This window comes from Limnobacter humi (assembly GCF_024518835.1).
Lineage (GTDB): Bacteria > Pseudomonadota > Gammaproteobacteria > Burkholderiales > Burkholderiaceae_B > Limnobacter > Limnobacter humi.
The window spans coordinates 532,142-559,139 of record NZ_JANIGO010000001.1 but is presented as its reverse complement, the minus strand read 5'-3'; the positions used below and the strand labels follow the sequence as shown (position 1 = coordinate 559,139).

General features: G+C 56.3%; 36 protein-coding genes. 30 read left to right on the top strand and 6 right to left on the bottom strand.

The features are described 5' to 3' along the window. From rpmC to dsbD, 24 genes are all read left to right on the top strand, one after another. The gene (rpmC, locus tag NQT62_RS02695; RefSeq protein ID WP_256763527.1) at positions 1–195 is read left to right on the top strand and encodes a 50S ribosomal protein L29; all 195 of its coding nucleotides are present in this window, start codon (positions 1–3) and stop codon (positions 193–195) included. Further along, complete coding sequence (gene rpsQ, locus NQT62_RS02690) at positions 192–464, top strand: 30S ribosomal protein S17 (protein ID WP_256763028.1); 273 nt, start codon at positions 192–194, stop codon at positions 462–464. The genes rpmC and rpsQ overlap by 4 nt, the downstream gene beginning before the upstream one ends. A gap of 138 nt (positions 465–602) precedes the next feature. Beyond that, on the top strand, positions 603–971 hold the full coding sequence (gene rplN, locus NQT62_RS02685; protein ID WP_008253348.1) for a 50S ribosomal protein L14: 369 nt from the start codon (positions 603–605) through the stop codon (positions 969–971). 7 nt (positions 972–978) lie between these two features. Next, positions 979–1,293, top strand: coding sequence for a 50S ribosomal protein L24 (gene rplX, locus NQT62_RS02680; RefSeq protein ID WP_256763026.1), 315 nt, complete (start codon positions 979–981; stop codon positions 1,291–1,293). Positions 1,294–1,303: 10 nt separating this feature from the next. Continuing rightward, a complete protein-coding gene (gene rplE, locus NQT62_RS02675; protein ID WP_256763025.1) occupies positions 1,304–1,843 on the top strand; it encodes a 50S ribosomal protein L5 in 540 nt (179 codons plus the stop codon). Between the two features lie 8 nt (positions 1,844–1,851). Beyond that, the gene (gene rpsN / locus NQT62_RS02670) at positions 1,852–2,157 is read left to right on the top strand and encodes a 30S ribosomal protein S14 (RefSeq protein WP_256763024.1); all 306 of its coding nucleotides are present in this window, start codon (positions 1,852–1,854) and stop codon (positions 2,155–2,157) included. An 11-nt stretch (positions 2,158–2,168) separates the two neighbouring features. After that, positions 2,169–2,564 carry a 30S ribosomal protein S8 gene (gene rpsH, locus NQT62_RS02665; protein WP_256763023.1) on the top strand — a complete coding sequence of 132 codons (396 nt, stop codon included), beginning with the start codon at positions 2,169–2,171 and terminating at the stop codon, positions 2,562–2,564. A gap of 13 nt (positions 2,565–2,577) precedes the next feature. Continuing rightward, complete coding sequence (gene rplF, locus NQT62_RS02660; RefSeq protein ID WP_256763022.1) at positions 2,578–3,111, top strand: 50S ribosomal protein L6; 534 nt, start codon at positions 2,578–2,580, stop codon at positions 3,109–3,111. An 18-nt stretch (positions 3,112–3,129) separates the two neighbouring features. Then, positions 3,130–3,492, top strand: a complete 363-nt coding sequence (gene rplR / locus NQT62_RS02655; RefSeq protein ID WP_256763021.1) for a 50S ribosomal protein L18 — start codon at positions 3,130–3,132, stop codon at positions 3,490–3,492. 9 nt (positions 3,493–3,501) lie between these two features. Further along, positions 3,502–4,026 carry a 30S ribosomal protein S5 gene (rpsE, locus tag NQT62_RS02650; RefSeq protein WP_370569117.1) on the top strand — a complete coding sequence of 175 codons (525 nt, stop codon included), beginning with the start codon at positions 3,502–3,504 and terminating at the stop codon, positions 4,024–4,026. Between the two features lie 2 nt (positions 4,027–4,028). Next, positions 4,029–4,211: a 50S ribosomal protein L30 gene (rpmD, locus tag NQT62_RS02645; protein ID WP_306173512.1), complete on the top strand. Its 183-nt coding sequence runs from the start codon at positions 4,029–4,031 to the stop codon at positions 4,209–4,211. Beyond that, positions 4,211–4,645: a 50S ribosomal protein L15 gene (rplO, locus tag NQT62_RS02640; RefSeq protein ID WP_256763020.1), complete on the top strand. Its 435-nt coding sequence runs from the start codon at positions 4,211–4,213 to the stop codon at positions 4,643–4,645. The genes rpmD and rplO overlap by 1 nt, the downstream gene beginning before the upstream one ends. Positions 4,646–4,663: 18 nt before the next feature. Next, positions 4,664–5,986 (top strand): preprotein translocase subunit SecY, encoded by a 1,323-nt coding sequence (gene secY, locus NQT62_RS02635; RefSeq protein WP_306173549.1) that lies wholly within the window; start codon positions 4,664–4,666, stop codon positions 5,984–5,986. A gap of 3 nt (positions 5,987–5,989) precedes the next feature. Beyond that, positions 5,990–6,208 carry a translation initiation factor IF-1 gene (gene infA, locus NQT62_RS02630; protein ID WP_008249415.1) on the top strand — a complete coding sequence of 73 codons (219 nt, stop codon included), beginning with the start codon at positions 5,990–5,992 and terminating at the stop codon, positions 6,206–6,208. A gap of 23 nt (positions 6,209–6,231) precedes the next feature. Continuing rightward, on the top strand, positions 6,232–6,345 hold the full coding sequence (gene rpmJ, locus NQT62_RS02625) for a 50S ribosomal protein L36 (RefSeq protein WP_256763017.1): 114 nt from the start codon (positions 6,232–6,234) through the stop codon (positions 6,343–6,345). A 15-nt stretch (positions 6,346–6,360) separates the two neighbouring features. Next, positions 6,361–6,726: a 30S ribosomal protein S13 gene (gene rpsM, locus NQT62_RS02620; RefSeq protein ID WP_256763015.1), complete on the top strand. Its 366-nt coding sequence runs from the start codon at positions 6,361–6,363 to the stop codon at positions 6,724–6,726. Positions 6,727–6,752: 26 nt separating this feature from the next. After that, positions 6,753–7,148: a 30S ribosomal protein S11 gene (gene rpsK, locus NQT62_RS02615; RefSeq protein ID WP_256763014.1), complete on the top strand. Its 396-nt coding sequence runs from the start codon at positions 6,753–6,755 to the stop codon at positions 7,146–7,148. Positions 7,149–7,219: 71 nt separating this feature from the next. Continuing rightward, positions 7,220–7,843: a 30S ribosomal protein S4 gene (gene rpsD, locus NQT62_RS02610; protein WP_256763013.1), complete on the top strand. Its 624-nt coding sequence runs from the start codon at positions 7,220–7,222 to the stop codon at positions 7,841–7,843. Between the two features lie 77 nt (positions 7,844–7,920). After that, positions 7,921–8,901, top strand: coding sequence for a DNA-directed RNA polymerase subunit alpha (locus tag NQT62_RS02605; protein WP_256763012.1), 981 nt, complete (start codon positions 7,921–7,923; stop codon positions 8,899–8,901). 33 nt (positions 8,902–8,934) lie between these two features. Next, the gene (gene rplQ, locus NQT62_RS02600; RefSeq protein WP_256763011.1) at positions 8,935–9,333 is read left to right on the top strand and encodes a 50S ribosomal protein L17; all 399 of its coding nucleotides are present in this window, start codon (positions 8,935–8,937) and stop codon (positions 9,331–9,333) included. Positions 9,334–9,490: 157 nt separating this feature from the next. After that, positions 9,491–10,441: an ATP-binding cassette domain-containing protein gene (locus tag NQT62_RS02595; protein ID WP_256763009.1), complete on the top strand. Its 951-nt coding sequence runs from the start codon at positions 9,491–9,493 to the stop codon at positions 10,439–10,441. Between the two features lies 1 nt (position 10,442). After that, entirely contained in the window at positions 10,443–11,225 is a 783-nt protein-coding gene (locus NQT62_RS02590; RefSeq protein ID WP_256763008.1) for an ABC transporter permease, read from the top strand. Between the two features lie 14 nt (positions 11,226–11,239). After that, positions 11,240–11,575 (top strand): divalent-cation tolerance protein CutA, encoded by a 336-nt coding sequence (gene cutA, locus NQT62_RS02585; RefSeq protein WP_256763007.1) that lies wholly within the window; start codon positions 11,240–11,242, stop codon positions 11,573–11,575. Next, positions 11,541–13,577 carry a protein-disulfide reductase DsbD gene (gene dsbD / locus NQT62_RS02580; protein ID WP_256763006.1) on the top strand — a complete coding sequence of 679 codons (2,037 nt, stop codon included), beginning with the start codon at positions 11,541–11,543 and terminating at the stop codon, positions 13,575–13,577. The genes cutA and dsbD overlap by 35 nt, the downstream gene beginning before the upstream one ends. A 10-nt stretch (positions 13,578–13,587) precedes the next feature. Here dsbD and NQT62_RS02575 read toward each other — a convergent pair whose 3' ends face one another. The 3 genes from NQT62_RS02575 to yihA are packed head-to-tail and all read right to left on the bottom strand — an operon-like array spanning position 13,588 to position 16,323. Continuing rightward, entirely contained in the window at positions 13,588–14,664 is a 1,077-nt protein-coding gene (locus tag NQT62_RS02575; protein WP_256763005.1) for a magnesium transporter CorA family protein, read from the bottom strand. A gap of 7 nt (positions 14,665–14,671) precedes the next feature. After that, positions 14,672–15,667, bottom strand: a complete 996-nt coding sequence (hemB, locus tag NQT62_RS02570; protein ID WP_256763004.1) for a porphobilinogen synthase — start codon at positions 15,665–15,667, stop codon at positions 14,672–14,674. After that, complete coding sequence (yihA, locus tag NQT62_RS02565) at positions 15,664–16,323, bottom strand: ribosome biogenesis GTP-binding protein YihA/YsxC (RefSeq protein ID WP_256763003.1); 660 nt, start codon at positions 16,321–16,323, stop codon at positions 15,664–15,666. Before yihA ends, hemB begins: the two co-directional genes overlap by 4 nt. Positions 16,324–16,438: 115 nt before the next feature. Here yihA and NQT62_RS02560 point away from each other — a divergent pair, with 115 nt between their 5' ends. From NQT62_RS02560 to msrQ, 5 genes are all read left to right on the top strand, one after another. Further along, positions 16,439–17,098: a c-type cytochrome gene (locus tag NQT62_RS02560; protein WP_256763002.1), complete on the top strand. Its 660-nt coding sequence runs from the start codon at positions 16,439–16,441 to the stop codon at positions 17,096–17,098. A 186-nt stretch (positions 17,099–17,284) separates the two neighbouring features. Further along, the gene (locus NQT62_RS02555; RefSeq protein ID WP_256763524.1) at positions 17,285–19,390 is read left to right on the top strand and encodes a cytochrome c biogenesis protein ResB; all 2,106 of its coding nucleotides are present in this window, start codon (positions 17,285–17,287) and stop codon (positions 19,388–19,390) included. Next, positions 19,387–20,730, top strand: a complete 1,344-nt coding sequence (ccsB, locus tag NQT62_RS02550; RefSeq protein WP_256763001.1) for a c-type cytochrome biogenesis protein CcsB — start codon at positions 19,387–19,389, stop codon at positions 20,728–20,730. Before NQT62_RS02555 ends, ccsB begins: the two co-directional genes overlap by 4 nt. A gap of 81 nt (positions 20,731–20,811) precedes the next feature. Then, positions 20,812–21,864 carry a protein-methionine-sulfoxide reductase catalytic subunit MsrP gene (msrP, locus tag NQT62_RS02545; RefSeq protein ID WP_256762999.1) on the top strand — a complete coding sequence of 351 codons (1,053 nt, stop codon included), beginning with the start codon at positions 20,812–20,814 and terminating at the stop codon, positions 21,862–21,864. Then, positions 21,855–22,499, top strand: coding sequence for a protein-methionine-sulfoxide reductase heme-binding subunit MsrQ (msrQ, locus tag NQT62_RS02540; RefSeq protein ID WP_256762998.1), 645 nt, complete (start codon positions 21,855–21,857; stop codon positions 22,497–22,499). The genes msrP and msrQ overlap by 10 nt, the downstream gene beginning before the upstream one ends. Here msrQ and lysA read toward each other — a convergent pair. Both lysA and lptM read right to left on the bottom strand, forming a co-directional pair. Then, positions 22,444–23,748: a diaminopimelate decarboxylase gene (gene lysA / locus NQT62_RS02535; protein ID WP_370569116.1), complete on the bottom strand. Its 1,305-nt coding sequence runs from the start codon at positions 23,746–23,748 to the stop codon at positions 22,444–22,446. The two genes, msrQ and lysA, sit on opposite strands and share 56 nt — an antisense overlap. Before the next feature lie 42 nt (positions 23,749–23,790). Beyond that, a complete protein-coding gene (lptM, locus tag NQT62_RS02530; protein WP_256762997.1) occupies positions 23,791–24,000 on the bottom strand; it encodes an LPS translocon maturation chaperone LptM in 210 nt (69 codons plus the stop codon). Between lptM and cyaY the strand changes: the two genes are divergently transcribed. Continuing rightward, entirely contained in the window at positions 23,999–24,328 is a 330-nt protein-coding gene (gene cyaY, locus NQT62_RS02525) for an iron donor protein CyaY (RefSeq protein ID WP_256762996.1), read from the top strand. The two genes, lptM and cyaY, sit on opposite strands and share 2 nt — an antisense overlap. A gap of 12 nt (positions 24,329–24,340) precedes the next feature. Here cyaY and NQT62_RS02520 read toward each other — a convergent pair whose 3' ends face one another. Beyond that, positions 24,341–26,890 (bottom strand): penicillin-binding protein 1A, encoded by a 2,550-nt coding sequence (locus NQT62_RS02520; RefSeq protein WP_370569115.1) that lies wholly within the window; start codon positions 26,888–26,890, stop codon positions 24,341–24,343. Between the last annotated feature and the right edge of the window lie 108 nt (positions 26,891–26,998).

The following is a 26,998-nucleotide window of genomic DNA, read 5'->3' as shown; positions in this document are numbered from 1 at the left end:
ATGAAAGCGTCTGAATTGCGCAGTAAAAGTGCAGCAGAACTGACCAAGGAGCTGGAGGATCTGCTGCGTGCACAGTTTTCCCTGCGCATGCAGGTAGCCACACAGCAGTTGTCCAATACTTCCCAATTGTCCAAAGTACGTAAAGACATCGCACGTGTGAAGACAGTGATGACTCAGTTGAAGAGGTCCGCATGAGCACCGAAGCCAAAGTAAGTTTGAAGCGTACGCTGGTGGGACGTGTGGTGAGCGACAAGATGACCAAGTCTGTGGTCGTTGCCGTTGAAAACCGCATCAAACACCCTGTGTATGGCAAATATGTCGTCAAAACCCACAAATACACCGCCCATGATGAATCCAATGAAGTGACTGAAGGTGACTTGGTGGAAATCGCAGAAGGTCGTCCAATTTCCAAGACAAAATCCTGGAGTGTGACAAAAGTGTTGGAGAAAGCGAAAGTCATCTGATTTTCGCTTGATCGAGTGGTACAAGCCTGCTATTATTGCAGGCTATCTTTTCAACCCATGCGGGACCAAGACTGGCAGTTGATGGCAAAAGACGTCGCTAGGCGTTGCCCAAAACGGCTAAGTTGGTAAGGACAATCCATGATACAAATGCAATCACGGCTCGATGTGGCCGACAACACGGGTGCGCGCTCAGTCATGTGCATCAAGGTTCTTGGTGGTTCCAAGCGCCGTTACGCCGGAATTGGCGACATCATTAAGGTGTCCATCAAAGATGCGGCCCCACGTGGCCGTGTCAAGAAAGGCGAAATTTACAATGCAGTTGTAGTTCGCACTGCAAAAGGCGTACGTCGCCCAGATGGTGCGCTGATCAAATTCGATTCCAATGCGGCCGTTTTGCTGAATGCAAAGCTGGAGCCCATCGGTACCCGTATTTTTGGCCCAGTGACTCGCGAGCTTCGGAATGAGAAATTCATGAAGATCGTGTCTTTGGCGCCTGAGGTTCTGTGAGGTCAATATGAACAAAATCCGCAAAGGCGACGAAGTGTTGGTGTTGACTGGCAAGTTTAAAGGCAAGAAAGGGGTTGTGTTGGCCCGCATCGACGATGAGCATTTGCTTGTTGAGGGTGTGAATGTGGTTAAGAAGCACCAAAAGCCGAACCCCATGAAGGGCGAGACCGGTGGTGTGGTTGATAAAACCATGCCCATCCATCAGTCCAACGTGAGTTTGTTTGACAAAGAAACAGGTAAGCCGTCGCGCGTTGCGATCAAGCAGGTGGATGGCAAGTCTGTGCGGGTTCTGGTGAAAACCGGTGCCCAGCTGGCCAACTGAGGGGTTTATCGTGTCTCGATTCCAAGAGTTTTACAAAACCGAGGTGGTGGGTCAGTTGACCAGCCAGTTTGGTTACAAGTCCGTCATGGAAGTGCCTCGCATCACGAAGATCACGCTCAACATGGGTGTGGGTGAGGCGGTGAATGACAAAAAGATTATTGAAAACGCTGTGGGCGACTTGACCAAGATTGCTGGTCAAAAGCCTGTGGTGACTCGCGCCAAAAAGGCGATTGCAGGTTTCAAGATTCGTGAGGGTTATCCGGTGGGCTGCATGGTCACACTGCGTGGTCCAAAGATGTATGAATTCCTGGATCGATTGATCACTGTGGCTTTTCCTCGCGTTCGCGATTTTCGTGGCGTGTCCGGCAAATCCTTCGATGGTCGTGGCAATTACAACATTGGTATCAAAGAACAGATCATTTTCCCTGAGATCGAATACGACAAGATCGATGCTCTGCGTGGTTTGAATATCAGTGTGACGACGACGGCGAAAACCAACGATGAGGCGAAAGCCCTGTTGGCCGCTTTCAAGTTTCCGTTCCGCAACTGAGGTGTAACGTGGCAAAACTGGCTTTGATTAACCGTGAAAAAAAGCGTGCAGCCTTGGTCAAGAAGTATGCGGCGAAGCGTGAAGCATTAAATAAGATCGTGAAGGATCAGTCCGTGACTGAAGCTGAGCGTTACGAAGCGCGTTTGAAGCTGCAGGCTCTGCCTCGCAATGCAAGCCCGACTCGTCAGCGCAATCGCTGTGAGCTGACAGGTCGTCCCCGTGGCACATTCCGTATGTTCGGTTTGGCCCGTAACAAGATCCGTGAGATTGCCATGCGTGGTGAGATTCCTGGTATCACCAAGGCTAGCTGGTAAGGGGTTCAGATATGAGTATGAGTGATCCAATCGCCGACATGCTGACACGCATTCGCAATGCGCAAGGCGTTGATAAGGCGACGGTTGAAATGCCTTCTTCCAAATTGAAGGTGGCAATCGCTAAGGTCCTGAAGGACGAAGGCTACATCGAGAGTTTCTCGGTTGTGGGTGAGGCAGCAAAGCCGGTGCTCAGCATTGAGCTGAAATACTATGCAGGTCGCCCAGTCATTGAGAAGATCGAGCGCGTATCAAAGCCAGGTCTTCGCATTTACAAGGGCAAGGACGACATTCCTGAGGTCATGAACGGCCTTGGTGTTGCCATTGTATCGACATCCAAAGGCGTGATGACTGATCGCAAAGCCCGTGCTTCCGGCATTGGCGGCGAAGTTATTTGCCTGGTGGCTTAAGGAGTAAGGGAACATGTCTCGTGTAGCCAAGGCCCCTATTTCCGTACCTTCCGGCGTTCAGGTGGCCATCAGTGGTCAGAACGTATCCGTCAAGGGCGGTAGTGCCGAATTGAAATTGTCTGTTAATCCGCTGGTTGCGGCCAACTTTGCCGACGGTGTTTTGTCTGTGAAGCCTGTTGCAGACACCACCGAAGCCAATGCCCAGGCAGGAACAGCCCGTGCCTTGTTGGCCAACATGGTGTTGGGTGTCAGCAAGGGATTCGAGCGCAAGTTGCAACTGGTTGGCGTGGGTTATAAAGCGGCCGTCCAGGGCGATTCCCTGAATTTGGCGCTGGGTTTCTCCCATCCGGTTGTTCACAAACTGCCCGCGGGTGTGAAGGCTGAAACGCCGACCCCCACCGAGATTATCTTGAAGGGCGCCGATAAACAAGTGATTGGTCAAACTGCTGCTGAAATTCGCGGCTACCGTCCGCCAGAGCCTTATAAAGGCAAGGGTGTTCGGTATGCGAACGAGCACGTGGTAATTAAAGAGACCAAGAAGAAGTAAGGCGCATAGAGGACCATCATGGAAACTAAGAGAGAAGCACGTCTGCGTCGTGCAAAACAGACCCGGAAGCGCATTGCCTTGGCGCGTGCAACCCGTCTGTGCGTCTATCGTACCAATTCTCACATCTACGCTGCGATTCATTCTGCAGACGGTGGTGAGGTGTTGGCCTCTGCATCGACTGTGGACAAAGAAGTGCGTGCCGCAATGGCGGGTAAAACCGGCGGCAACAAAGCCGCTGCAGCTGCTGTTGGTGCGGAAATTGCCAAGCGGGCACTCGCCAAGGGCATTTCCGCGGTTGCTTTTGACCGGTCGGGTTTTGCTTACCATGGTCGTGTGAAAGAGTTGGCAGACGCCGCTCGTGAAGCTGGCTTGAAATTCTAAGGGGTTATCATGGCAAGAATGCAAGGTAAAAATGCGGCTCCAGAGGCCCGTGATGACGGCCTGAAGGAAAAAATGATTGCCGTGAACCGCGTGACCAAAGTGGTCAAGGGCGGTCGTATTCTCGGTTTCGCAGCGCTGACGGTGGTCGGTGATGGTGATGGCCGTGTTGGCATGGGCAAGGGCAAGTCCCGTGAGGTGCCGGTGTCTGTTCAGAAGGCCATGGAACAAGCGCGTCGCCAGATGGAGCAGGTGTCCCTTCGTGACGGCACTATTCATCACACCGTTGAAGGTCGCCACGGCGCATCCAAGGTGTTTTTGGCGCCCGCACAGGAAGGTACCGGTTTGATCGCTGGTGGCCCGATGCGCGCTGTTTTGGAAGTGGTTGGCGTTCGTAACATTGTTGCGAAGAGCCACGGTTCTTCAAACCCCTACAACCTGGTGCGTGCAACACTGGACGCTCTGTCCAAGCTGCAAACACCTGCTGAAATCGCTGCCAAGCGCGGTCTTTCAGTTGAAAAATTGTTTGAGGCCTAATCATGAGTGCACAAGTCAAGGTAACGCTGGTTAAAAGCATTATCGGCACCAAAGAAGACCATCGTGCCACCGTTCGCGGTCTGGGTCTGCGTCGTTTGAACCACAGTCGTATCTTGGTTGATACGCCCGAGGTTCGTGGAATGATTAACAAGGTGTCGTACCTGTTGAAAGTAGAGGCTGCGTAATGGAACTCAATACAATTGCTCCAGCACCAGGCAGTAAATTTCCCAAGAAGCGTGTGGGCCGTGGTATCGGTTCCGGCTGGGGAAAAACAGCAGGCCGTGGTCACAAAGGTCAAAAATCCCGCAGTGGTGGTTTCCACAAAGTGGGATTTGAAGGCGGTCAGATGCCCATGCATCGTCGTCTTCCCAAACGTGGCTTTACTTCTCGCACTGCACAGTTCAATGCACAAGTTCGTTTGACGGATTTGGATGTGTTGGCTGTTGACCAAATCGATTTGCTAACGTTGCTGCAAGCTGGCCTCGTTCCTGCTGGTACGCAGTCGGTGAAGGTCATTTTGGCTGGCGAAATCAAGCGTGCTGTTACTTTGAGCGGTATCAAAGCCACCAAGGGTGCATTGGCAGCCATTCAGGCGGCCGGTGGAACAGTGAACGCTTAAAGAGAGACACGCGTGGCTTTGAACCCATCAGCTCTGGCTTCCTCTGGCAAATTCACCGATTTGCGTAAGCGTTTGGTGTTTTTGCTGCTCGCCTTGATCGTTTACCGGATCGGTGCGCATGTGCCGGTACCGGGTATTGATCCAGTGCAGCTCAAGCAGCTGTTCAATACTCAGCAAGGTGGCATCCTCGGCATGTTCAACATGTTCTCGGGGGGGGCGTTGTCCCGCTTCACGGTGTTTGCTTTGGGAATCATGCCCTACATCTCTGCGTCGATCGTGATGCAGCTGGCGTCGGTGGTGGTCCCACAGCTTGAGACTTTGAAGAAAGAGGGTGAGGCTGGTCGGCGAAAGATAACGCAGTACACGCGGTACGGCACCTTCTTTTTGGCCACTTTTCAGGCAATCGGCATCTCGGTTGCCTTGGAGTCACAGAAAGGTTTGGTAATCGATCCCGGTTTGGCTTTCCGGTTCACGACGGCCGTTTCGCTGGTGACCGGTACCATGTTCTTGATGTGGCTGGGCGAGCAAATCACCGAGCGTGGATTGGGTAACGGAATTTCGATTTTGATTTTTGCCGGTATCGCTGCAGGCATGCCCGGTGCGTTGGGTGGATTGTTCGAGTTGGTTCGGACTGGAGCCATGAGCTCACTGGTCGCCGTGCTGGTATGTGTTTTGGCGGTGTTGGTGACCTATCTGGTGGTGTTCGTCGAACGCGGTCAGCGAAAAATTACCGTGAACTACGCAAAGCGACAGGTGGGAAATCGGGTATATGCGGGTCAAACCTCTCATTTGCCGCTGAAGTTGAACATGGCTGGCGTGATTCCGCCGATCTTTGCCTCGAGCATCATTTTATTGCCAGCCACGCTGACCAGCTGGTTTGGATCCGGCAGTGGCGCGGTTGTTGGATTCCTGAAGGAAGTATCGCAAACACTGTCCCCTGGCCACCCGCTGTACATGTTGTTGTACGCCAGCGCGATCGTGTTTTTCTGTTTTTTTTACACGGCACTCGTGTTCAATAGCCGTGAGACTGCTGACAATTTGAAAAAGAGTGGTGCCTTTCTTCCTGGCATTCGCCCTGGTGAGCAGACTTCTCGTTACATCGATCGCGTGTTGATGCGCCTGACCCTGGTTGGTGCCGCTTACATCACTTTGGTGTGTTTGTTGCCAGAATTTCTGGTTCTGGGCTTCAAAGTTCCTTTTTACTTCGGTGGCACATCGCTGCTGATTATTGTGGTCGTTGCGATGGATTTCATGGCACAGGTTCAGGCCTACGTGATGTCTCAGCAATATGAAAGTCTCTTGAAGAAGTCCAGTTTCAAGGGCTCCGGTTTGACGAGGTAAGGATTGTCTAAAGACGACGTTATCCAAATGCAGGGTGAGGTGGTTGAAAACCTGCCCAACGCCACTTTCCGGGTCAAGTTGGAAAATGGTCACGTGGTGCTCGGTCATATTTCCGGAAAAATGCGAATGAATTACATTCGTATTCTTCCGGGTGACAAAGTGACGGTGGAACTCACGCCGTACGACTTGTCCAGGGCACGAATTGTATTTCGAGCCAAGTAATTTGGTTCTTTTTGGAGTTCGCCATGAAAGTTCAGGCTTCTGTTAAGAAAATTTGTAGAAAGTGCAAAGTGATCAAGCGCAAAGGCGTGGTCCGTGTGATTTGTTCTGACGCGCGCCACAAGCAGCGTCAAGGTTAATAAAAGGGGATTTCCATGGCTCGTATTGCCGGTATTAACATTCCAAGCCACCAGCACACCGTGATCGGTCTGACTGCGATTTATGGCATTGGTCGTTCGACAGCCAAGAAGATTTGTGCAGTGACTTCCATCGCCGAAAACAAAAAGGTGAAGGATCTGGACGATACGGATCTGGAAAAGCTGCGTGATGAAGTGGCCAAGTACCTGACTGAAGGTGACCTGCGCCGCGAAATCACCATGAACATCAAGCGACTGATGGACCTGGGCTGCTATCGTGGTTTCCGTCACCGCAAGGGCTTGCCTGTTCGTGGTCAGCGTACGCGTACCAACGCTCGCACTCGCAAGGGTCCGAAGCGCGCCGGTATCGCCCTGAAGAAATAATCTGGATTTAAAGGAAGACTTGCCAAATGGCCAAAGGTACCGCAAACACCCGTGCTCGCAAGAAAGTCAAGAAGAACATCTCTGACGGTATCGCGCACGTACACGCTTCGTTCAACAACACCATCATCACCATCACAGACCGTCAAGGCAACGCCTTGGCTTGGTCCACATCGGGTGCTCAGGGCTTTAAGGGTTCACGCAAGTCAACCCCGTTTGCTGCACAGGTGGCTGCGGAAGTGGCTGGCAAGGCCGCGCAGGAATGCGGCATTAAGACTGTTGAAGTGCTGATCAAAGGACCAGGCCCAGGCCGTGAGTCCAGCGTTCGTGCACTGAACGCATTGGGCATCAAGGTGACGAGCATTTCTGACATCACCCCAATCCCGCACAACGGATGCCGTCCTCCCAAGCGTCGACGCATCTGATTTTTTAAGACCATTGTTCGCGCAGGCGGACTGAGGCGACTTTACCGTCGCGTAATGAAAGAGGTTTTCAAGTGGCTAAATATACTGGTCCAAAGTGTAAGTTGTCTCGCCGTGAAGGCACCGATCTTGGTTTGAAGAGCGCACGCCGTGCGCTGGATTCCAAGTGCAAACTCGATTCGAAACCTGGTCAGCATGGCCGTACTTCCGGTGCGCGTACCTCTGACTACGGTCAACAGTTGCGTGAAAAGCAAAAAGTGAAGCGCATGTACGGCATTCTGGAGCGTCAGTTCCGCCGTTACTTCGCAGAGGCTTCTCGCCGCAAGGGCAACACGGGTGAAACGCTGCTGCAATTGTTGGAAAGCCGTCTGGACAACGTGGTTTACCGCATGGGCTTTGGCTCCACCCGGGCTGAAGCACGTCAGCTGGTTAGCCACAAGGCGATTTTGGTGAACGGCAAGCCCGTGAACATTCCGTCTTACGTTGTGAAGGTGAACGACGTGGTTGCCGTGCGCGACAAGTCCAAGACCCAATCGCGGATTATTGAATCCGTGGGTCTGGCTGAATCCAACGGTTTCCCCATCTGGTTGTCGGTTGATTCCAAGAAACTGGAAGGCTCACTGAAGGCATTGCCGGATCGTGCTGACCTGTCTCAGGAAATCAATGAAAGCCTCATCGTTGAATTGTATTCACGCTGATTGAGTCTCTAATCTGTTCGTTAACAGTCCCCAGCCTTATCGGTGTAACGAGCCGAGGGTATTGACAAGGATTCTGAATGTTTAATGCTAGTTTGCTGAAGCCTCGCATTGTTGAAGTGGAGTCGGTTGGCCACAGCGCCGCCAAGATTGTGATGGAGCCCTTTGAGCGTGGTTACGGCCACACTCTGGGCAACGCGCTGCGTCGCGTTCTACTGTCGTCGATGATTGGTTATGCCCCCACGGAAGTGTCGATTGCGGGTGTGGTCCATGAATACTCCACCTTGGATGGTGTGCAGGAAGACGTCGTTGACTTGCTGCTGAACTTGAAAGGCATTGTATTCAAGTTGGAATCGCGTGATGTGGTGACCGTGACCTTGAAGCGCGAAGTGGAAGGTGTGGTAACTGCCGGTGATATTGAGTTGCCACACGATGTGCAGGTGTTGAACCCTGATCACGTGATTGCCCACCTGTCGCAAGGTGGCAAGTTGGACATGCAGATCAAGGTCGAAAAAGGCCGTGGTTATGTTCCTGGGACAGTCCGTCGTTTTCCAGATGAACCCAGCAAGGCAATTGGTCGCATCGTATTGGATGCCTCATTCAGCCCTGTGAAGCGGGTGTCGTACTCGGTTGAAAGCGCTCGTGTTGAACAACGTACGGATTTGGATCGTTTGGTGATGTTCATCGATACCAACGGTGTGCTGTCGCCTGAAGAAGCCATTCGTTTGGCAGCACGCATTCTGGTTGAGCAGTTGTCTGTTTTTGCCGCATTGGAAAACACAGCAGAGCCAGAGGCTGTATCCCGCGCTCCGCAGGTTGATCCAATCCTGCTGCGCCCTGTGGATGATCTAGAACTGACTGTTCGTTCAGCCAACTGCTTGAAAGCTGAAAACATTTACTACATCGGTGACTTGATTCAGCGCACTGAAAACGAGCTGTTGAAGACCCCCAACCTGGGTCGCAAGTCTCTGAATGAAATCAAGGAGGTGTTGGCCGCCCGTGGTCTGACACTCGGAATGAAACTTGAAAACTGGCCACCCGCCGGTCTCGATAAGCCCTGAGCTTAGCGTTTGTTTGATTGAAGGATATTAAAAATGCGTCACCGTCACGGATTGCGTAAGCTGAACCGCACAAGCAGCCACCGTTTGGCCATGTTCAGAAACCTGACCAATGCTCTGCTCAAGCACGAAGTCATCAAAACAACCCTGCCCAAGGCCAAAGAATTGCGCAAGGTTGCTGAGCCCCTGATCACGCTGGGTAAGACCCCCACGCTGGCCAACAAGCGTTTGGCGTTTTCCCGTCTGCGCGACCGTGAAATGGTGATCAAGTTGTTTGAGGAAATTGGCCCTCGCTACGCAACCCGCCCTGGCGGTTACATGCGCGTACTGAAGTTCGGTTTCCGCAAGGGCGACAACGCGCCGATGGCTTTGGTAGAACTGGTGGATCGTCCTGAGACTGCCGAAATGGTTGAAGTGGCCGAAGAGCAGGCGTAAGCCGATTGCCGGTTACGGGCCGGGCACATTCCGATGTATTCCCAGCGGCGCATGCTGGATGAATGAAATGGGGTGATGCGAGGCCGTAAAATGAGAATGCCGTGTTAGCGTTAAGCCAACACGGCATTTTTTATGGATGTTTGAATGGATGAATAGCATGGCACAACCGCCGGTGTTGCAACTGGACAATGTGGTCAAGCGGTATGGTGCCCGGGAAGTGCTCAAGGGGCTAAACCTGGCAGTGCACCGTGGTGAATGTGTGGCGCTGTTGGGTCCCAATGGCGCTGGCAAATCCACCACCGTGTCACTGGCCCTGGGCTTGAGTGTTGCGACGGCAGGTCGGGTTCAGCTGTTGGGGTATGACATGGGGGCTCAGGGGCATTTGGCACGTGCCCAGGTCGGCGTGGTGCCGCAATACGACTCCCTGGACCCGGACTTCACCGTGATTGAAAACCTGCAGGTGTATGGTCGGTATTTCTCATTGCAAGGTGCCGTGCTTCGTGAGCGTGCCATTGAGCTATTGGGTTTTGCGCGCTTGAGCGACCGGCGAGATGATGCAGTGAGTGCATTGTCGGGTGGCATGCGACGCCGACTGATGCTGGCGCGTTCGCTCGTCAATGGTCCGCAGATGCTGTTTCTGGACGAGCCCACCACGGGCCTGGACCCCACCGCAAAACATGGCATGTGGGACGGCTTGTTGGCCCTCAAACGCCAAGGGATGGCGATCTTGTTGACCACCCATGACATGGATGAAGCCGAGCGTTTGGCAGACCGTGTGGCTGTGTTAAACGGTGGTGTCGTGGTGGCCTTGGACACGCCTCGGGCATTGATTGAAACCCATGTGGGCACCCAGGTTCTGGAAGTGTGGGGTGCTGGTGCTGCAGCCTATTTGAATGACCGCTTGGGTGTTGCCGCAACTGAGCAGGAGCACCGGGGCGAGATGGTGTTTTTGCGCAATGAGACAGCCAGCCGGGCTTTGGAGCGCATTCGGGTGGAACGTCCTGCGGAGGTGGAGTGCTTGTTCAGGCCGGGCAATCTGGAAGATGTATTTTTCCGTTTGACAGGCCGCGCGCTGGATAGGCAGTTCAACGAGGGTGGGGAGGAGTGACATGCTAGAGCGTTGGTTTGGTGTGAATGCCTCGGCGATTGTGCAGGTGTGGCGACGCAATGCCCTGGTGTGGCGCAAGTTGGCTGCTGCGTCGCTGATGGCCAACGTGATTGACCCGGTCATGGCACTCATGGCTTTCGGGTTGGGCGTGGGTTCGTTGGTCAATACAGTGGAGGGACAACCCTATTTGCAATACTTGGCAGTGGGTGCAGTGTGCATCAGCGCAATGAATGCGCCCACCTTTGAGGCGCTGTATTCAGCATTTTCCAGAATGCAGGTTCAGAAGACCTGGCAGTCCATCATGAACACCCCCGTGCGTTTGCGCGAAGTGGTGCTGGGGGAGTGCTTTTGGGCGGCGGCCAAAGGCTGCATCAGCACGGCGTGCATGATGGTGGTGCTGGCTTTGCTGGGTGTGGGGGATGGCCTGTTTTGGTTGGTGGGCTGGTGTTTGCTGGCGCTGGCCTGCGTGATGTATGCCGCACTGGGTTTGTGCGTGAATGCCCGTGCACCCAGCTACGACTTCTTCATGTTCTATTTCACCTTGTTTATTACGCCGCAGACATTTTTATCGGGTGCATTTTTCCCGAGACGTCAGTTTCCAGAGTGGCTTCAGTGGTTGGCGCAGTGCTTGCCGCTGTCCCTGGTGGTGGATTGCATGCGGGCTTTGCATGATCATCGATTTTCGGCCATGCCGGCACTTTTGTTGGGTATGTTGGTCTATACCGGATTGGGCATGTGGGGTGCTGTGCAATTGAGTGAACGACGCTTTGCCAAAGTGTCCTGAGAGGGGTGTTGTTCATGAGTGATGCTGAACCGATGGACAGTGCGGCAGTTTGGCTGGCCTACACCACGGTTGGAAATGAGGCGGATGCTCAGACCTTGGCACACCGTCTGGTGCAGGAACAGTTGGCGCGGTGTGTGACCCTGCTGCCCGGTGCAAGGTCGGTCTATGTGTGGCAAGGTCAACTGGAGACAACACCCGAGGTGTTGTTGATGGTGAAGTGCACCGATGCGCAGCGGCATGCCATGAAAATGGTTTGGACCGATTTGCACCCGTATGAATTGCCGGAATTGTTGTTTGTGAAGGCGGATGACGGGCATGCGCCTTACTTGGATTGGATTCGAGGTGTTTGATATGCAGGCAGTGTGGATGCGTGGCCAGTGGTTGAAGGCAACAGTGGCATGGCTGCCGGTTGCGATACTCTGCCTGTTGGGGTTTGGGGGGAACGCCCTGGCCGCCGATGATTTCCTGCCGCCAGAACAGGCCTTTAAAGTGACTGTCAGTGCGCTAGACCCGAGTTGTAGTCAAAACTGCCTCATGGATGTGCGAATTGAAGTTGCGCAGGGCTATTACCTGTACCGGGAACGCTTCAGGTTAGAGCCCGCTGCGGGTGTTCAGGAACTGGCCTTCGTTGATTTGCCTCGGGGTGATCAAAAATTCGATGAATTTTTGAAGGAAAACATTGAAGCCTTGCGCGGTGAGTTGAATCTTCAGCTTCGGTATTCCATGGCTACGGCAGGATTGCCGAGCGGACAAACACCTCAGTCGTTGGGGAAGTTGATCAGCCAGGGGTGTGCCGATGCGGGGCTGTGCTATCCACCTCAGCCCACCGAATTAACGCTGGCCAGCGGGGGGTTGTTGGGCAAAGCCTTGGGGTCTGGAAAGCAGGCCCTGGGCGCGTGGTTGGGGGGTAGTGCGGCATCAACGGCTGCTGAGCCTGGATCGGATGGACAATCGGCGATGGCACGATCGTCACCGTCCAATGTGGGGCCGGTTAACCCGACCAATGAGGCCGATTCCTTGGCGCAACGTTTGTCCGGTCAATCGGCGGCCGTGGTGTTGCCCATCTTCTTCGGCTTGGGTTTGCTGCTGGCTTTCACGCCGTGTACTTTGCCCATGTTGCCAATTGTGAGCAGTTTGGTGGTGGGGCAGCAGGTGGGGCGTGGTGCGTCCACCTCGGCCGGTAAAGTCAAACCCTTGTTGCTGGCGTTGATGTATGTGGTGGGCATGGCCTCGACCTATGCAGTGCTGGGCGTGGTGGCCGGCCTGAGTGGGCAGAGCCTGGTGGTGGCCTTGCAGCAACCGCCCGTGCTGTGGTCGTTTTCTGCCGTTTTGGCGGGCCTGGGTGTTGCGCTGTTGTTGGGCTATTCGTTGCAGTTGCCGTCGGGCTTGCAAGGTTGGATTCAAGAAAAAACCGGCCGCTTGCAGGGCGGGCAGTTTGTGCCCGTGTTGGTGATGGGCATGCTGTCTGCCTTGCTGCTCGGTCCGTGTGTGGCGCCGCCCTTGGCTGGGGCTCTGTTGTACATTGGCCAGTCGGGCAATGCTCTGCTGGGTGGTGCAGCCCTGTTTGTGCTGGCCCTGGGCATGGGGTTGCCACTGGTGTTGTTTGCTGCGGGTGCTGGCACTGTGTTGCCCAAAGCGGGCCAGTGGATGAGTTGGGTGTCGGCAGCCTTTGGTTTTATCCTGCTGGCTTTGGCGGTGTGGACAGCCACACCCGTGACGCCAGTGCCGGTGGTGATGGCCTTGTGGGCTGTGTTGGGCGCACTGGTGGCGGCTGCGTTGTGGAGCGGTGTGGAGCGGGCTCAAAGCATGAGCCTGACAGCCATGGCGCTGGGCCGAGCATTCGCCTTGCTCAGTGCAATTTCTGCATCGGCTTACGCCGTGGGTTTGTTCAGTGGTTCCCAAAGTTTACTGACCCCCTTGGCAGGTGTAGGGCTGGGTGGCCAGCGGACAGTCACTGCATCAAGCCAGCCAGCGGGCGGCGCTGTGCACAGCCTGTTTGAGCGAGTGGACAGTGCCAACGCGTTGGCCACCATTGCGCAAAGCAAGCAGCCGGTGATGCTGGACTTTTATGCCGATTGGTGTGTGAGTTGCAAAGAGTTTGAACTGTTCACCTTGGTGGACCCCACGGTGCAGCAACGCTTGAGCGGTGTGCGCCTGTTGCAGGTGGATGTGACCGCCAACACGCCGGCTGACCAGGCATTGATGAAGCAATTCAAGTTGTTTGGCCCGCCAGCGATTTTGTTTTTCCCGGCCGGGGCTCAGTCCGATGCATTCCGGGTGATCGGTTTTCAAAATGCGGAGAAGTTTGCGGCCACCTTGAGCACCGTGCGCCCGTTGGTCGGACTGCAGTAAAACAACTGGTTTATTTTTTGAGGTGTTGTTGGCGCCGAATGTGCCAAATCAGCACCACCGAGGCGATGGTGGACAGGCCCATCAAGCCCATGCAGGCCATGAACCCCCAGGGCTCTGCCAGCCATGGCATGTTGGAGAAATTCATGCCAAACAGCCCGGTGATGAGGGTGAGCGGCATGAATACGGCAGACAGCATGGTCAGCACCGTCACGATTTCATTGGTTTTGTGGGCTGTCGCCGAAAAATGAAGTTGAACGGCGGCCTCGGTGTTGGCCCCCAGGCGGTCGGCCAGTTTGATGAGCCGCTTCACGTGTTCTTGGGTGTCGGCCAAATTCACCAACACGGCCCGGCTGGGGCTTTGACGTTTCTCCAGGTCTTCGGACCAATCGCGCAGTGCATCGTGGTGGTCTTCGGCCATGGACTCCAGCTTGTTCAATTCGGCCCGGGCTGCCAGCAAGGCATTCCAATCTTCAAACCGTTTGCGGGGGCTGAGCAAATCCCGCTGCCAGCGTTCCAGTCGGTCCGACAGCTCAACCCGAAACGCCAAGAAGCGGTCGACCAGATTGCTGATGAGCTGGGTGGCGAGTTCTTCCGGACTGCTGGGGAGTTTTTTGAATTGCAAAAACTGTTCGGCCGCCGGTAGAGCTCGACCAGTGAGCCCGGTTTGGTGTTCTCGAACTTGCGTCAGGTAGTGTTCAGCCGACTGAAAGGTGCGACTGTCCCGCGCCCGGTGGGTGACCAGCAAGCGGTCAAAGACCAAAAAGTAGCTGGGCCGGGTTTTGATGGACAGGCGGTGCGCCTCATCGAACAGGGGCCGGTTGCTCAGCGTGCGCAGGATTAGACGGCTGTAGCCCTCACCGCGGTCATGGTGACTGGGGTGCAGCGGGTTGCCGAGGTCTTCCACGTGGAGTTCGTCAATGCGCAGGCCCGTGATGGCTTCAACCGCGGGCAGCCAACTCAGCTCTTCGTCCAGGTCGGTGTCCAGCCACAAAAATGGCTGCTCTGCATCCACACCGGGTTGTGGCAGGGTGCTGGGGGCCTCACTGAGTGGCGTGGGCCCCTGTGCGGTGAACAGCGTCCAGCGCACGGTGGTGTCAGGCCTGTTTCAGCCACTTCGCAGCGTCGAGTGCGAAGTAAGTGAGAATGCCATCGGCCCCAGCCCGTTTAAAAGCCAACAAGGTCTCAAGCACCACGGCAGGCTCGTCTAGCCAACCATGTTGAGCCGCTGCTTTGATCATGGCGTATTCGCCGCTGACTTGGTACGCGAAAGTGGGGCGTGCAAATTGTTCTTTCACCCGGCGCACAATGTCGAGGTAGGGCAGGCCCGGTTTAACCATGACCATGTCGGCTCCTTCCTCGAGGTCGAGACTGACTTCCAGCAGCGCTTCATCGCTGTTGGCCGGGTTCATTTGGTACACCTTTTTGTTGCTTTTGCCGAGGTTGCCTTTGGAGCCGACGGCATCGCGGAATGGACCGTAATAAGCCGAGGCGTACTTGGCGCTGTAGGCCATGATGCTGGTGTGGATGAGGCGGTGCGCTTCCAGGGTTTCGCGAATGGCGCCAATGCGGCCGTCCATCATGTCGCTGGGGGCAACAATGTCCACCCCCGCTTCGGCTTGCACCAGGGCTTGTTGGCGCAACACGGCCACGGTTTCATCGTTCAGCACATAGCCGGTGCTGTCGATGAGGCCGTCTTGGCCGTGGGTGGTGAAGGGGTCGAGCGCCACATCGGTGAGCAGCATCAGTTCCGGAAAGCGGGATTTGATGGCCCGCACGACAGTGGGTACCAGGCCGTCGGGGTTGGTGGCTTCCCGACCATCTTCGGTCTTTTTCTCGGTTTCAATGACTGGAAACAGGGCCATCACCGGGACGCCCAGTTGCAGGCATTCTTCGGCTTTGTGCAACAACAGGTCCAGCGACAGGCGTTCGACCCCTGGCATGGATGCCACGGCCTCACGACGCTGCTGACCGGGCAGTACAAACACGGGGTAAATGAAGTCGCTGGCGCTCAGCGTGTGTTCAGCCACCAGGCGCCGCAGTGCATCGGTGCGACGCAGCCGCCGTGGGCGATGAAGCAGGTGTTGGGTCATGGCGTTGTTCCCTTTGGGGTGTGTTCTGCGGCAGCATCGACCGGGCGGATCCACTGGGTCAATTGGCGTTCAAATTCGTCCACGCCTTGTTTTTTCAGTGCCGACCACAGTTGAACCGTGATGACATGGCCGTTGACCCGATGGGGCTCCAGCGCTTTGTTGGCGGCACGCAAGGCGAGCACCTGCTCTTGGCGGTTGAATTTGTCGGACTTGGACAGCAGGATGTGCACCGGCAATTGGCGATGGCTGACCCACTGAATGAGCGCGTGGTCCAACTCCAGAAGGCCGCGACGGGCGTCCACAATCAACACGCAGCCGCGCAGGCTGATGCGGTCGGCCAGGTAACTGCCCAGTTCACGGTCCCAGGCGCTTTGGCTGCTTTGAGCCAGTTGGGCAAAGCCATAGCCTGGCAGGTCGACCAGGCGTGCAATCGCCTCGCCCTGTTCCAGCACATGGAAAAAGTTGAGCAACTGGGTGCGCCCCGGCATTTTGGAGGCATAGGCCAGTTGGCGTTGTTTGCACAGGGTGTTGATCGCGGTGGATTTGCCCGCATTGGAGCGGCCGGCGAAGACGATTTCCGGAACGCTGGCGCCCGGGCATTCGTTCATTTTCGAGGCGGAAATCTCGAAATGGGTGTTGTGGAAATTGATGGTCATGCAATCATTTTAGATGCATACGCGCAGATTGCGTGGTTATAATCTGAGGTTTGTAGAAAACTTTGCCCAAAAGGGCTGGTTTCCTGCCGCTTCAACACTTTTTGATGGGTTTGACATGCTGACCAAGCCGACGTTGATTACGCGATTTGCCGCCACGGTTGCCGCTTCTTTTTTGCTGCTGTCTGCCGTTCAGGCCAATGAACCTGCGAAGGCTGCCAAGCCCGATGCCAACAAGGGCAAGGCCATTGTTGAGCAACAGTGTGCAGCCTGTCACGGTGCCGATGGCAATGCCTCGGCCGCGTTGTATCCCAAGCTGGCTGGTCAGCACGCCGAGTACATTGCCAAGCAGTTGTCCAATTTCAAGGCCCAGCCAGGCCAGGACAAGGCCCTGCGTGAGAACGCAGTGATGGCCGGTTTTGCGGCCCAACTGTCCGACGAAGACATGAAAAACGTGGCCGCTTATTTGTCGGCCCAAACCATGAAACCCGGTGTGGCCCGCAACAAAGACACCCTGGCTTTGGGTGAAAAGATTTACCGCGGCGGCATTGCCGAGAAGAAAGTGCCTGCCTGTGCCGGTTGCCACAGCCCCAACGGTGCGGGCATTCCTGCCCAGTACCCACGGCTGGGTGGTCAGCATGCCCAGTACACCGAAAGCCAGTTGGTGGCTTTCCGCGAGGGCACCCGCCACAACAGTGAGCAGATGACTGCGATTGCCACCAAGTTGTCGGACCGTGAAATGAAGGCCGTGTCGGATTACATTGCCGGTTTGCGTTGAACGTTTGAATGACAAGGTGGTCAAAAAGGGGCTGAGCAAGGCCCCTTTTTTTTGAGTCTGGCGAGACAGCCGGACCATGCCAAACCAACAGAAGTTTGCAGTGTGTGGAGAGTGTGAGTGAGCGGGGTTGTGGACGTTTCCGAGAATAGCCGACGGCCGACAAGGCAAGGATTCTGGTCGAACTTGATGGAGTTGCTGGGCTCGATGCGCTTTGCCATCTCCCTGTTGACCCTGATTTGTATTGCCTCGGCCATTGGCACGGTGGTCTCTCAAAACCAGCCTTGGGTGAATTACGTCAACCAGTTTGGGCCATTCTGGGCGGAATTTTTTCAGCCCATGGGCCTTTTCCAGATTTACAACGCCCCATGGTTTATTGCGGTAATGGCATTCCTCGTGGTGTCCACCTCGCTGTGCGTGTACCGCAACACACCGAAGATGATCCACGAGATGCGGGTGTACCGCGAAAACCTGCGCGAGGGCAGCTTGAAGGCATTTGCCCACCGCTGGGAAGGGCAATTCGCCGAGAGCGCCCAAGCCCTGCCGGGCATTGTGTCGGAGTGGCTGACCCACAAGGGTTTCAAGGTCAAGCTGGATACACGCGGCCATGGAACCCTGGTGGCGGCCAAGGCGGGCAGTGGTAACCGGTTTGGTTACATTGCCACGCACATGGCGATTATTGTCATTTGCGTGGGTGGTTTGTTGGACAGCGGCGTGCCCTTGAAGGTGGCGGTGTGGGCGCTGGGCAAGCAGCCAGTGGGTGGCGAGGCCATTTCATCGGGCATTCCCGAGGCGTCGCGTTTGGGCACAGCCAACCCCAGCTACCGGGCCAACTTGCTGTTGCCGGAAGGAGAAACCAGCCGCGTGGCGGTGTTGAACACCGACCATGGGTTGTTGATTCAGGACCTGCCGTTTGAACTCACGCTGAAGCAGTTCCGCATCGACTTTTACAGCACAGGCATGCCCAAGCTGTTCGCCAGCGATGTGCAGGTGTTTGACCCTGCCACCAAGGCCCGCTTTGATGCCACCATTGAGGTGAACAAGCCGCTGATTTACAAAGGCGTGACGGTGTATCAGTCCAGTTTTGACGATGGAGGCACCCAGCTGCAATTGAAGGGCATTCCCTTGACCGGTGACCGTGATTACCGGGTGGACCTGGAAGGCACGGTGGGCACGTCCACCAACCTGGGGCCGCTGAACCTGCCGTACAAAATGGAATTTGCGGGATTCAAAGCCATCAATGTGGAGCAAATGCCCACCGACAATTCCAAAGAGGCCGTCGAGGCTGCGCTGAAGGATACCCGCGATGGCATGAAGCCTTTCAAGGACAACCTGGCCAGTGTGTTGGGCCCCGGTGTGAAAGGCCACTCGGCCACACGGCCGACCAACATTGGCCCAGCCATCACCTACAAGCTGCGAGATGCATCAGGGCAGGCCCGGGAGTTTCACAACTACATGTTGCCCGTGTCGCTGGATGGTGGGCGTTATTACCTGACCGGTGTGCGCGATACCCCGGCAGATTCATTCAAATACCTGCGGTTGCCGGTGGATGACCAAGGCCAGTTGGACGGTTTTATGCGCTTGCGGGCGGCTTTGCAAAATGAGGGTGTGCGCAAAGAGGCCGCCCGGCGATTTGCAGAGCAGGCCTTTGGAAAGCGGGGTGAGTCGGCCGATTTGGTCAACAGTGTGGCTGAGAGCGCCAAGCGCGCACTGGACCGGTTTGCGGGCACGCAAGGTGGTGTGGCAGGCTTGACCGCCATTGCCCAGTTCATTGAGCAGACTGTGCCCGAGGCCGAGCGTGAAAAAGCCAGCGACGTGATTATTCGCCTGCTGCAGGGGGCCATGTGGGAAGTGTACGAACTGTCCCGTGAACGGGCTGGTTTGCCGCGTGCCGAGCCCAATGAGGTGCATGGCCGTTTTGTGCAGGATGCGCAAATTGCCTTGTCGGACTTGTCGCTGTACGGCGCACCGGTGATGTTTCAGCTCGATCAGTTCAAGGAAGTGAAGGCCAGTGTCTTCCAGGTGGCCAAAGCCCCGGGGCAGTGGGTGGTGTATGCCGGTTGTCTGTTTTTGGTCATCGGCGTATTTTCAATGTTCTACATTCGTGAACGCCGGGTGTTTTTCTGGGTCACACCGGCAGAGCAGGGTTCGAAAGTGATGATGGGCATGTCGACCACACGCCGCACGCTCGACTTTGAAAAAGAATTTGGCCAGATGGTCAGCGAATTGAATGCCCGCGCCAAAGCGGATACACCCACAGCGGTGCATGGATTGAAGGGAGAAGGGTTGTCATGAGTTCAACATGGGTGGAACGCGCACCGACAGTCGATGGTCAGGGTGTAACGCCAACGCGCAAGGCAGGCTGGTTTTCAAAGCCGCTGCACTGGACTGACTGGTTGTTTACAGCGCTGTTGGTGGCTGCGGCCGGATACGCCACAGAGCAATACAAAGCCTTCATGGACTATTACGAAATTGGCATTTTGTGGAGCGTTGTGCCGGTGGCGGCCTACATGGCCTACCGCTGGAGCTCGCTGAAAGTGCTGATGGTGGCGGTGGCAGCCATGGCGTTGCTGTCGATCGCCAGTTATGGCGGTGAGTTGGCTGCTGCAGAGCGCAAGTTCTTCCTGAAATACCTCTTGTCCAGCCAGTCGGCGATTTTGTGGATGGGGGTGCTGTTTGTGATTGCGACAGCTTCTTACTGGATTGGCTTGCTGGGCAAGTCACCCACAGCATCGTTTGTGGGTACAGCCACCACCTGGGGCGCGGTCGCCATGGGTTTTGCCGGCTTGTTCGTACGCTGGTATGAAAGCTACCTGATCGGCCCGGATGTGGGCCACATTCCCGTGTCCAACCTGTATGAAGTGTTTGTGCTGTTTTCGCTGATTACCGGCTTGTATTACCTGTATTACGAGCAGGTGTACAAAACACGCCAGTTGGGTGCTTTCGTATTGCTGGTGGTGGTGGCGGCGGTGGGCTTTTTGGCTTGGTATGGTGTTGAGCGCCAGGCCTATGCCATTCAGCCGTTGGTGCCAGCCCTTCAAAGCTGGTGGATGAAAATCCACGTGCCGGCGAACTTCATCGGCTACGGCACATTTTCGCTGGCGGCCATGGTGGCTTTTGCCTACCTGCTGAAGGTGCATGCGCAGGCATCCAGCATCAAAGCACTGGCGCCCACTGCGGCACTGGGCGTGTTGATGTTCCTGGAGCCGCTGGTGTTCCGCAGTGGTGGTTTGCCCATTTATTGGGCCGCATACTTTGGTGTGGGTTGTGTGGTGGTGGGCGGTATTTTGCTGGCGCGCAAGCGGATTGCCGAAGCCTTGCCCTCGCTGGAAGTGCTCGATGATGTGATGTACAAGTCCATCGCCGTGGGCTTTGCATTCTTCACGGTGGCGACGATTCTCGGAGCCTTGTGGGCTGCGGAAGCGTGGGGTGCGTATTGGCAATGGGACCCCAAGGAAACCTGGGCTTTGGTGGTGTGGTTGAACTATGCTGCCTGGCTGCACATGCGGTTGGTCAAGGGCCTGCGCGGTGTGGTGGCCTCCTACTGGGCACTGGTGGGTTTGCTGGTGACTGGGTTTGCCTTTTTGGGCGTGAACATGTTCCTGTCAGGTTTGCATTCCTACGGCGAGTTGTAAAACCGGCCTGCATGGGCTGAACGAATTGCCGATGCAATAGACTAACCCCCAAGTGCTGACAAACAGACTTGGGGGTTTTTCATGGCTTTTCGACGATCCGATTGGGACAAATACCGCGACAACGATGTGACGCCGGAAGCGGTGTTCAATCAACGGCGCAAACTGATTCAGGCGCTGGGGGCGGGTTCGGTGGCTGGGCCCTTGGAAGGCTTGGCTGCTGCCGGTCGAGTGGGTGCGGCAGTTGTGGGTGCCCTGGGTGCTGCGACTGTGGCACGTGCTGAAGTGAAAATTGCCGGGTCTGTGGCCTTGGCGGAATGCGCCGATTTGCCCGCGACCAAAAACAACCGGTGGGCCACGTTGGAAAAAGTGACGGATTCATCGCTGGTGACCACCTACAACAACTTCTATGAATTTGGCACCGATAAGTCGGACCCGGCCCGCCATGCGCTGAGCCTGAAAACCCGGCCGTGGAGCGTGGTGGTGGAGGGCGAGTGCAACAGGCCCCGCACTTTTGCGATTGAAGATCTGTTGAAGTTGGCGCCGATGGAAGAGCGGATTTACAAGTTTCGCTGTGTGGAAGCCTGGTCGGTGGTGGTGCCGTGGATTGGTTACCCGTTGTCGCGGTTATTGAAGGCGGTCGAGCCCAATTCGCGCGCCAAGTTTGTGGCCTTTGAAACCCTGGCCGACCCGCAGCAAATGCCAGGTTTGCGCTCGCCGGTGCTGGACTGGCCGTACAAAGAGGGCCTGCGGATGGACGAAGCCATGCACGAGTTGGCACTGCTCACCTTTGGGCAATATGGCAAGGTGTTGCCCAACCAGTCGGGCGCGCCGATTCGCATGGTGCTGCCCTGGAAGTATGGTTTCAAGAGCATCAAGTCGATTGTGCGCATACGCTTGACCGAGAAGCAACCGCCGACCAGCTGGAATGACAGCGCACCCCGTGAGTATGGTTTTTTCTCGAATGTGAACCCGATGGTGGACCACCCCCGCTGGAGCCAGGCCACCGAGCGGCGTTTGGGTGAGGGCGCCTTGGGCGGCCTGTTTGCACCCCGCCGAAAAACAGAGTTGTTCAATGGCTATGCTGAAGCCGTGCAGGGTTTGTACGCCGGGCTGGATTTGAAGAAATGGTTTTAAACCAGTGGCGACAACCCCAAACGCTGCGCCGCCTGGTTTGGGTGTTGGTCAGCCTGCCCTTGGCCTGGCTGATGGCCAAAGCCTTGGCGATTGAACTGGGTGCCAACCCGGTGGAAACGCTGGAGCATGAAACCGGCAGTTGGGCCTTGATCCTGCTGCTGGCTTCGCTGGCGGTGACGCCGTTGCGTCAATGGACCGGTTGGGGTTTTGTGGCGCCCCTGCGGCGCACCCTGGGCTTGTTTGGCTTTGCGTATGCGGCCTTGCACGTGCTGATTTATGCGGTGCTGGACCGCAGCCTGCTGTGGAGTGAGCTGCTGGCCGACTTGGTGAAACGCCCGTATGTGATGTTGGGCATGGCTGCATTCACGCTGTTGTTGGTATTGGCCTGCACTTCACCGAGACGCGTGGTGAAGCGTTTGGGCGCTGCCCGGTGGAAGGTGTTGCACCGCGCGGTGTACTTGGCCGTGCCCCTGGCCGTGCTGCATTTCACGTGGTTGAAGATGGATAAAAACCTGCTTGCACGGCCGCTGAGCTATGCAGCCGTGCTGGGGGTGTTGCTGGGTTTGCGCTTGTGGTGGCTTAAACGTCCTGCTCGGGGCGCAGCAGGTCTTCAATCGTCTCCCGCCGGCGAATAAGCCGGGCCTGGCCGTTTTCCACCAACACTTCGGCTGCGCGGCCACGGCTGTTGTAGTTGGAGGCCATGGTTTGACCATAGGCCCCAGCTGACAGAATGGCGAGCACATCGCCTTGTTCAATCGCCAGTTCACGGTTGCGGGCCAGCCAATCGCCTGACTCACACACGGGGCCCACCACGTCGTAGGTGTTGGCTTGGGCAGTCGGGTTGGGTTTCACGGCCACCACACCATGAAAGGCTTCGTACATGGCCGGGCGCATGAGGTCGTTCATGGCGGCGTCCACAATCGCGAAATGCTTGCCTTCGTTTTCTTTGAGGAACTCGACTTCGGTCAGCAACACACCGGCATTGCCCACGATGGATCGTCCGGGCTCAAACGACAAGCTGGGCATGCTGCGGCCTTGTGCTGTGGCCCAAGTCTTGACCCGGGCAATCAGCTTGGGCAACACATCGGCGGGTTTCGGAGGTGTTTCATCGCGGTAGCGAATGCCAATACCGCCTCCCAGGTCAAGGTGGTTGACCACAATGCCTTGTGCAGCCAATTGGTCCAGCAGCGCCAGCACACGGTCCAGCGCATCGAAGTAGGGGCTGGCATCGGTCAGTTGTGAGCCAATGTGGCAGTCGATGCCGTGCACCGACAACCAGGGGTGTTGATGGGCATGGGCGTAGACAACCGGCGCAGCCGCCATGGACACACCAAACTTGTTTTCTTTCAGGCCAGTGGAAATATAGGGGTGGGTTTTGGCATCCACATCGGGATTGACGCGCACCGACACATTGGCCTTGATTTGAAGACGCTGTGCAACCTCACCAATGCGCACCATCTCGGCGGCTGACTCCACGTTGAAACAACCCACGCCCGCCTTCAGCGCGTATTCAATTTCATCCACCGACTTGCCTACACCCGCAAACACGGCTTTGGCTGGGTTGCCACCAGCGGCCAGCACGCGCGCAAGTTCACCTGCAGACACCAGGTCGAAGCCTGCACCTTCATCGGCGAGCAACTTCAGTATGTGGATGTTGGAGTTGGCTTTGATGGCGTAGCAAATGGTGACGTCGGCCAGGCCTTCGCAGGCTTTGGCATAGCTTTGGTACGCGCTGCGAATGGCCTGTGCAGAGTACACATACAGCGGTGTGCCAAACTGTGCTGCCAGGCTGTTCAAGGCTGCGCCTTCGAAGGTGAGTTGCCCGGAAGAATCTGTTTGCAGTTGATCAGACAGGCTACTGGGGTTTACGGTGGTGTCGGTCACGGTAGAATCTCGAACGGTAACGGGGCATGGGGCCCCGTGGGTTTATTGTTGCGCAGGGGTTTGTGCCGGTTGCGGTGCCGGTTGTTGCTGTGCCTTGTCGTACCCGGCTGGTTTGGGCAGGGGGGCTGGCGGTTGGGGCAGCATCAATGGGCCACGCTGACCGCAGGCGGTTAGTGCAAGCGCAGCCAGGATTGGCACCAACACGGGCATCAAGAGGGCGCGACGCGCAACAATCAAAGGTGATGTTTTCATGACAGATACTGAGTTCCAGGCCTTGGTGGATTCCACGCTCATTCAAGTGGAAGAGTATATTGAATCTCTGGTGGATGCACTCGATCTGGATGCGGATTCAAGCCGCTCCGGCAATGTGCTGACCCTGGATTTTGAGGCCCATGGCAAGATGATTTTGAACAGCCAGGTGGCCAACCATGAATTGTGGCTCGCCGCCCGCGCTGGTGGTTTTCACTACGTGCACAACAATGGCCAGTGGCTGGATACCAAAACCGCCAAGCCCTTCCCGGTGCATTTTGTGGAACTGCTGAGCGGGCAGATCGGTGTGAGCTGCCCGCCCATGGCCTGATTGGCCCAGCGTTTACCGATTGCCGAATAGGCGCTCAATCTCGTCTTTCGGCTGTTGTTGGCTTTGCTGGTTTTTGGGGCGAGCAGGCTCTGGCGCAGGAATAACCGTGCCATCACCACCGGTGTTGCCGATGGGTTTGGCTGGGGCTCCGTCACCGCTGAACACATTGCCCAAGCCTTTCAGGAAGTTGAAGAGGCCGGGTACATCACCACCTTCACCACCGGTTTCGCCACCCGCAGCGTCAATCCGTGCAATGCCACCGTTGCCCGGCGTGAATTCACTGAAATAGTAATCGCCGTTGATTTGCTCAACACCCGGTGGTACCACCAGCGGGGTTTCTGGTGAGTGGGTGAGGGCAACCTTCATGTAATCAATCCACATGGGCAGTGCCAGGCCACCACCGGTTTCTCGGGCACCCAGGTTGCGGGGCTGGTCATAGCCCACCCAAGCAATTCCCACGATGTCTTTGTTGAAGCCTGCAAACCAAGCGTCGTGGCTGTCGTTGGTGGTACCGGTTTTGCCAACAATGTCGTTGCGGTTCAGTGCGCGTGCACGGGTGGCCGTGCCACGTTCCACCACGCCGCGAAGCAGGCGGTTCATCACAAAAGCATTGCGCTCGTCGATGGCGCGGTTGGCCTCTTCACCGGCCACTGCGGGTTTGGCGCGGGCAACCACGCGGCCGCTGCCATCGGTGATTTTCTCGATGAGATACGGATTGATGCGATAGCCCCCGTTGGCGAACACGGCATAGGCATTGGCCAGCTGCAAAGGGTTTGTAGTGACAGCACCCAAAGCCATGGTGAGGTAGGGGGGAACTGCCGACTCGGGAAAGCCGAAGTTCATGGCCCACTTTTGCGCATATTGCGGGGTGATTTTTTGCAGCACCCGGATGGACACCATGTTTTTGGATTTGGCCAGGCCGTCTTTCAACTGCATGGGGCCATCGTATTTGCCATCGTAGTTTTTGGGACTCCAGTCCTGCCCGCCGGGAACATCGGCCGGTACGAAAATCGGTGCATCGTTGACGATGGTGGTCATCATCACGCCTTTTTCCAGTGAGGCGGAATACACAAAAGGCTTGAACGATGAGCCTGGCTGGCGTGTGGATTGCGTGACGTGGTTGAACTTGTTGCGGGAGAATTCAAAGCCGCCAACCAATGCACGAATGGCCCCGTCGTGCGGGTTGACCGATACGAAAGCGGCCTCTACTTCCGGCAGTTGCGTCAACATGATGGGCTGGTCTTTGCGCTTGAGCAAACGAACCACTGCACCCCGCTTCAAGCGTTTGTTGGCTGGGGCTCGCTCATTGAGCCAGCTTTCTGCGGGTTTCAGGCTGGCGCCACTCAGTTTGATGGTTTCGCCATGGCCTTGGGACAGCACCACTTCTTTCGCATCAGCTGACAGGATCACGGCACTTTCCAGGAAGCCGTAGTCTGGATAGTCACCAATGCCATCGGCAATCACATCTTCGGCCTGAGCCGGATCGGCCGGTAATTCCATAAAGCCCTCTGGACCACGGAAATACTGACGCAGCTCATAGTCCATCACGGTGTTGCGCAGTGCACGGCGGGCTGCGCGTTGCTCGTCAGAAATCAAGGTGGTGGTGACCGTCACGCCAGATGTATATGCATCTTCACCGAAAATTTCGACGGCAGCCTGGCGGGCCATTTCGGCTGCGTAGTCGGCATTGGCCACATCGCTGGGCGCATCAGGGTCGTCGCCATTTTTGCGGTTGCGCAACACCAGTTGGTAGTCCACCGCTTGTTTGTACTGGACGTCATTTAGGTAATTCAGGTCGTGCATGCGGCGCAGCACGTACTCTTGCCGTACTCGAGCGCGTTTGGGGTTCACGATGGGGTTGTAGGCCGACGGCGCTTTGGGCAAGCCTGCCAGCATGGCTGCCTCGGCGGCGTTGATGTCCTGAAGCCGTTTGCCGTAGTACACCTGTGCAGCGGCTTGAAAGCCATACGCCCGTTGACCCAGGTAAATCTGGTTGATGTACAGCTCGAGAATCTGGTCTTTGGTCAGCTTGCTTTCAATCTTGTAGGAGAGCAGCACCTCGTACAGTTTTCGAGTCCAGGTTTTTTCGCGGGTCAGGAAGAAGTTGCGCGCCACCTGCATGGTGATGGTGCTGGCGCCTTGAGCACGTCCTCCGGTCACGAGGTTGGTGACCATGGCACGGGCCACGCCCATGAAGTCGATGCCGCCGTGCTGGTAAAACCGGTCGTCTTCAGCGGCCAAAATGGCCTGCTGCATGATGAGGGGAACTTGGCTGATGCTAACCGGGCGGCGGCGTTCTTCACCGAACTCAGCAACCAGTACGCCGTCGCTGGTGACCACACGCAGTGGAACCTTGGGTCGATAGTCGGTCAGGCTGTCCAGGGATGGCAGTTTGGGGAAGATCATGGACAGGGCAACACCCAGCAACAGGGCCCCTGCTGCGGCAAGCCCTGCTAGGATCAGCAGGCCGGTTGCAATAAAACCCTTGTTGCGCAAGGCAACCTTGTTCTTTTTGGTGGTAACCACAGTGGATTGGCTTCTTGTGGATAAAGGAGCCCACATTGTAGCCCTCAAAATCATTCAAAACCTGAAGGGGGACTCCAGCCCCTCCCCCTTGCGGTTGGACCCTCACTTGAGGGTTTGAACGTGCTGCGCTTGGTCCTACGCTGT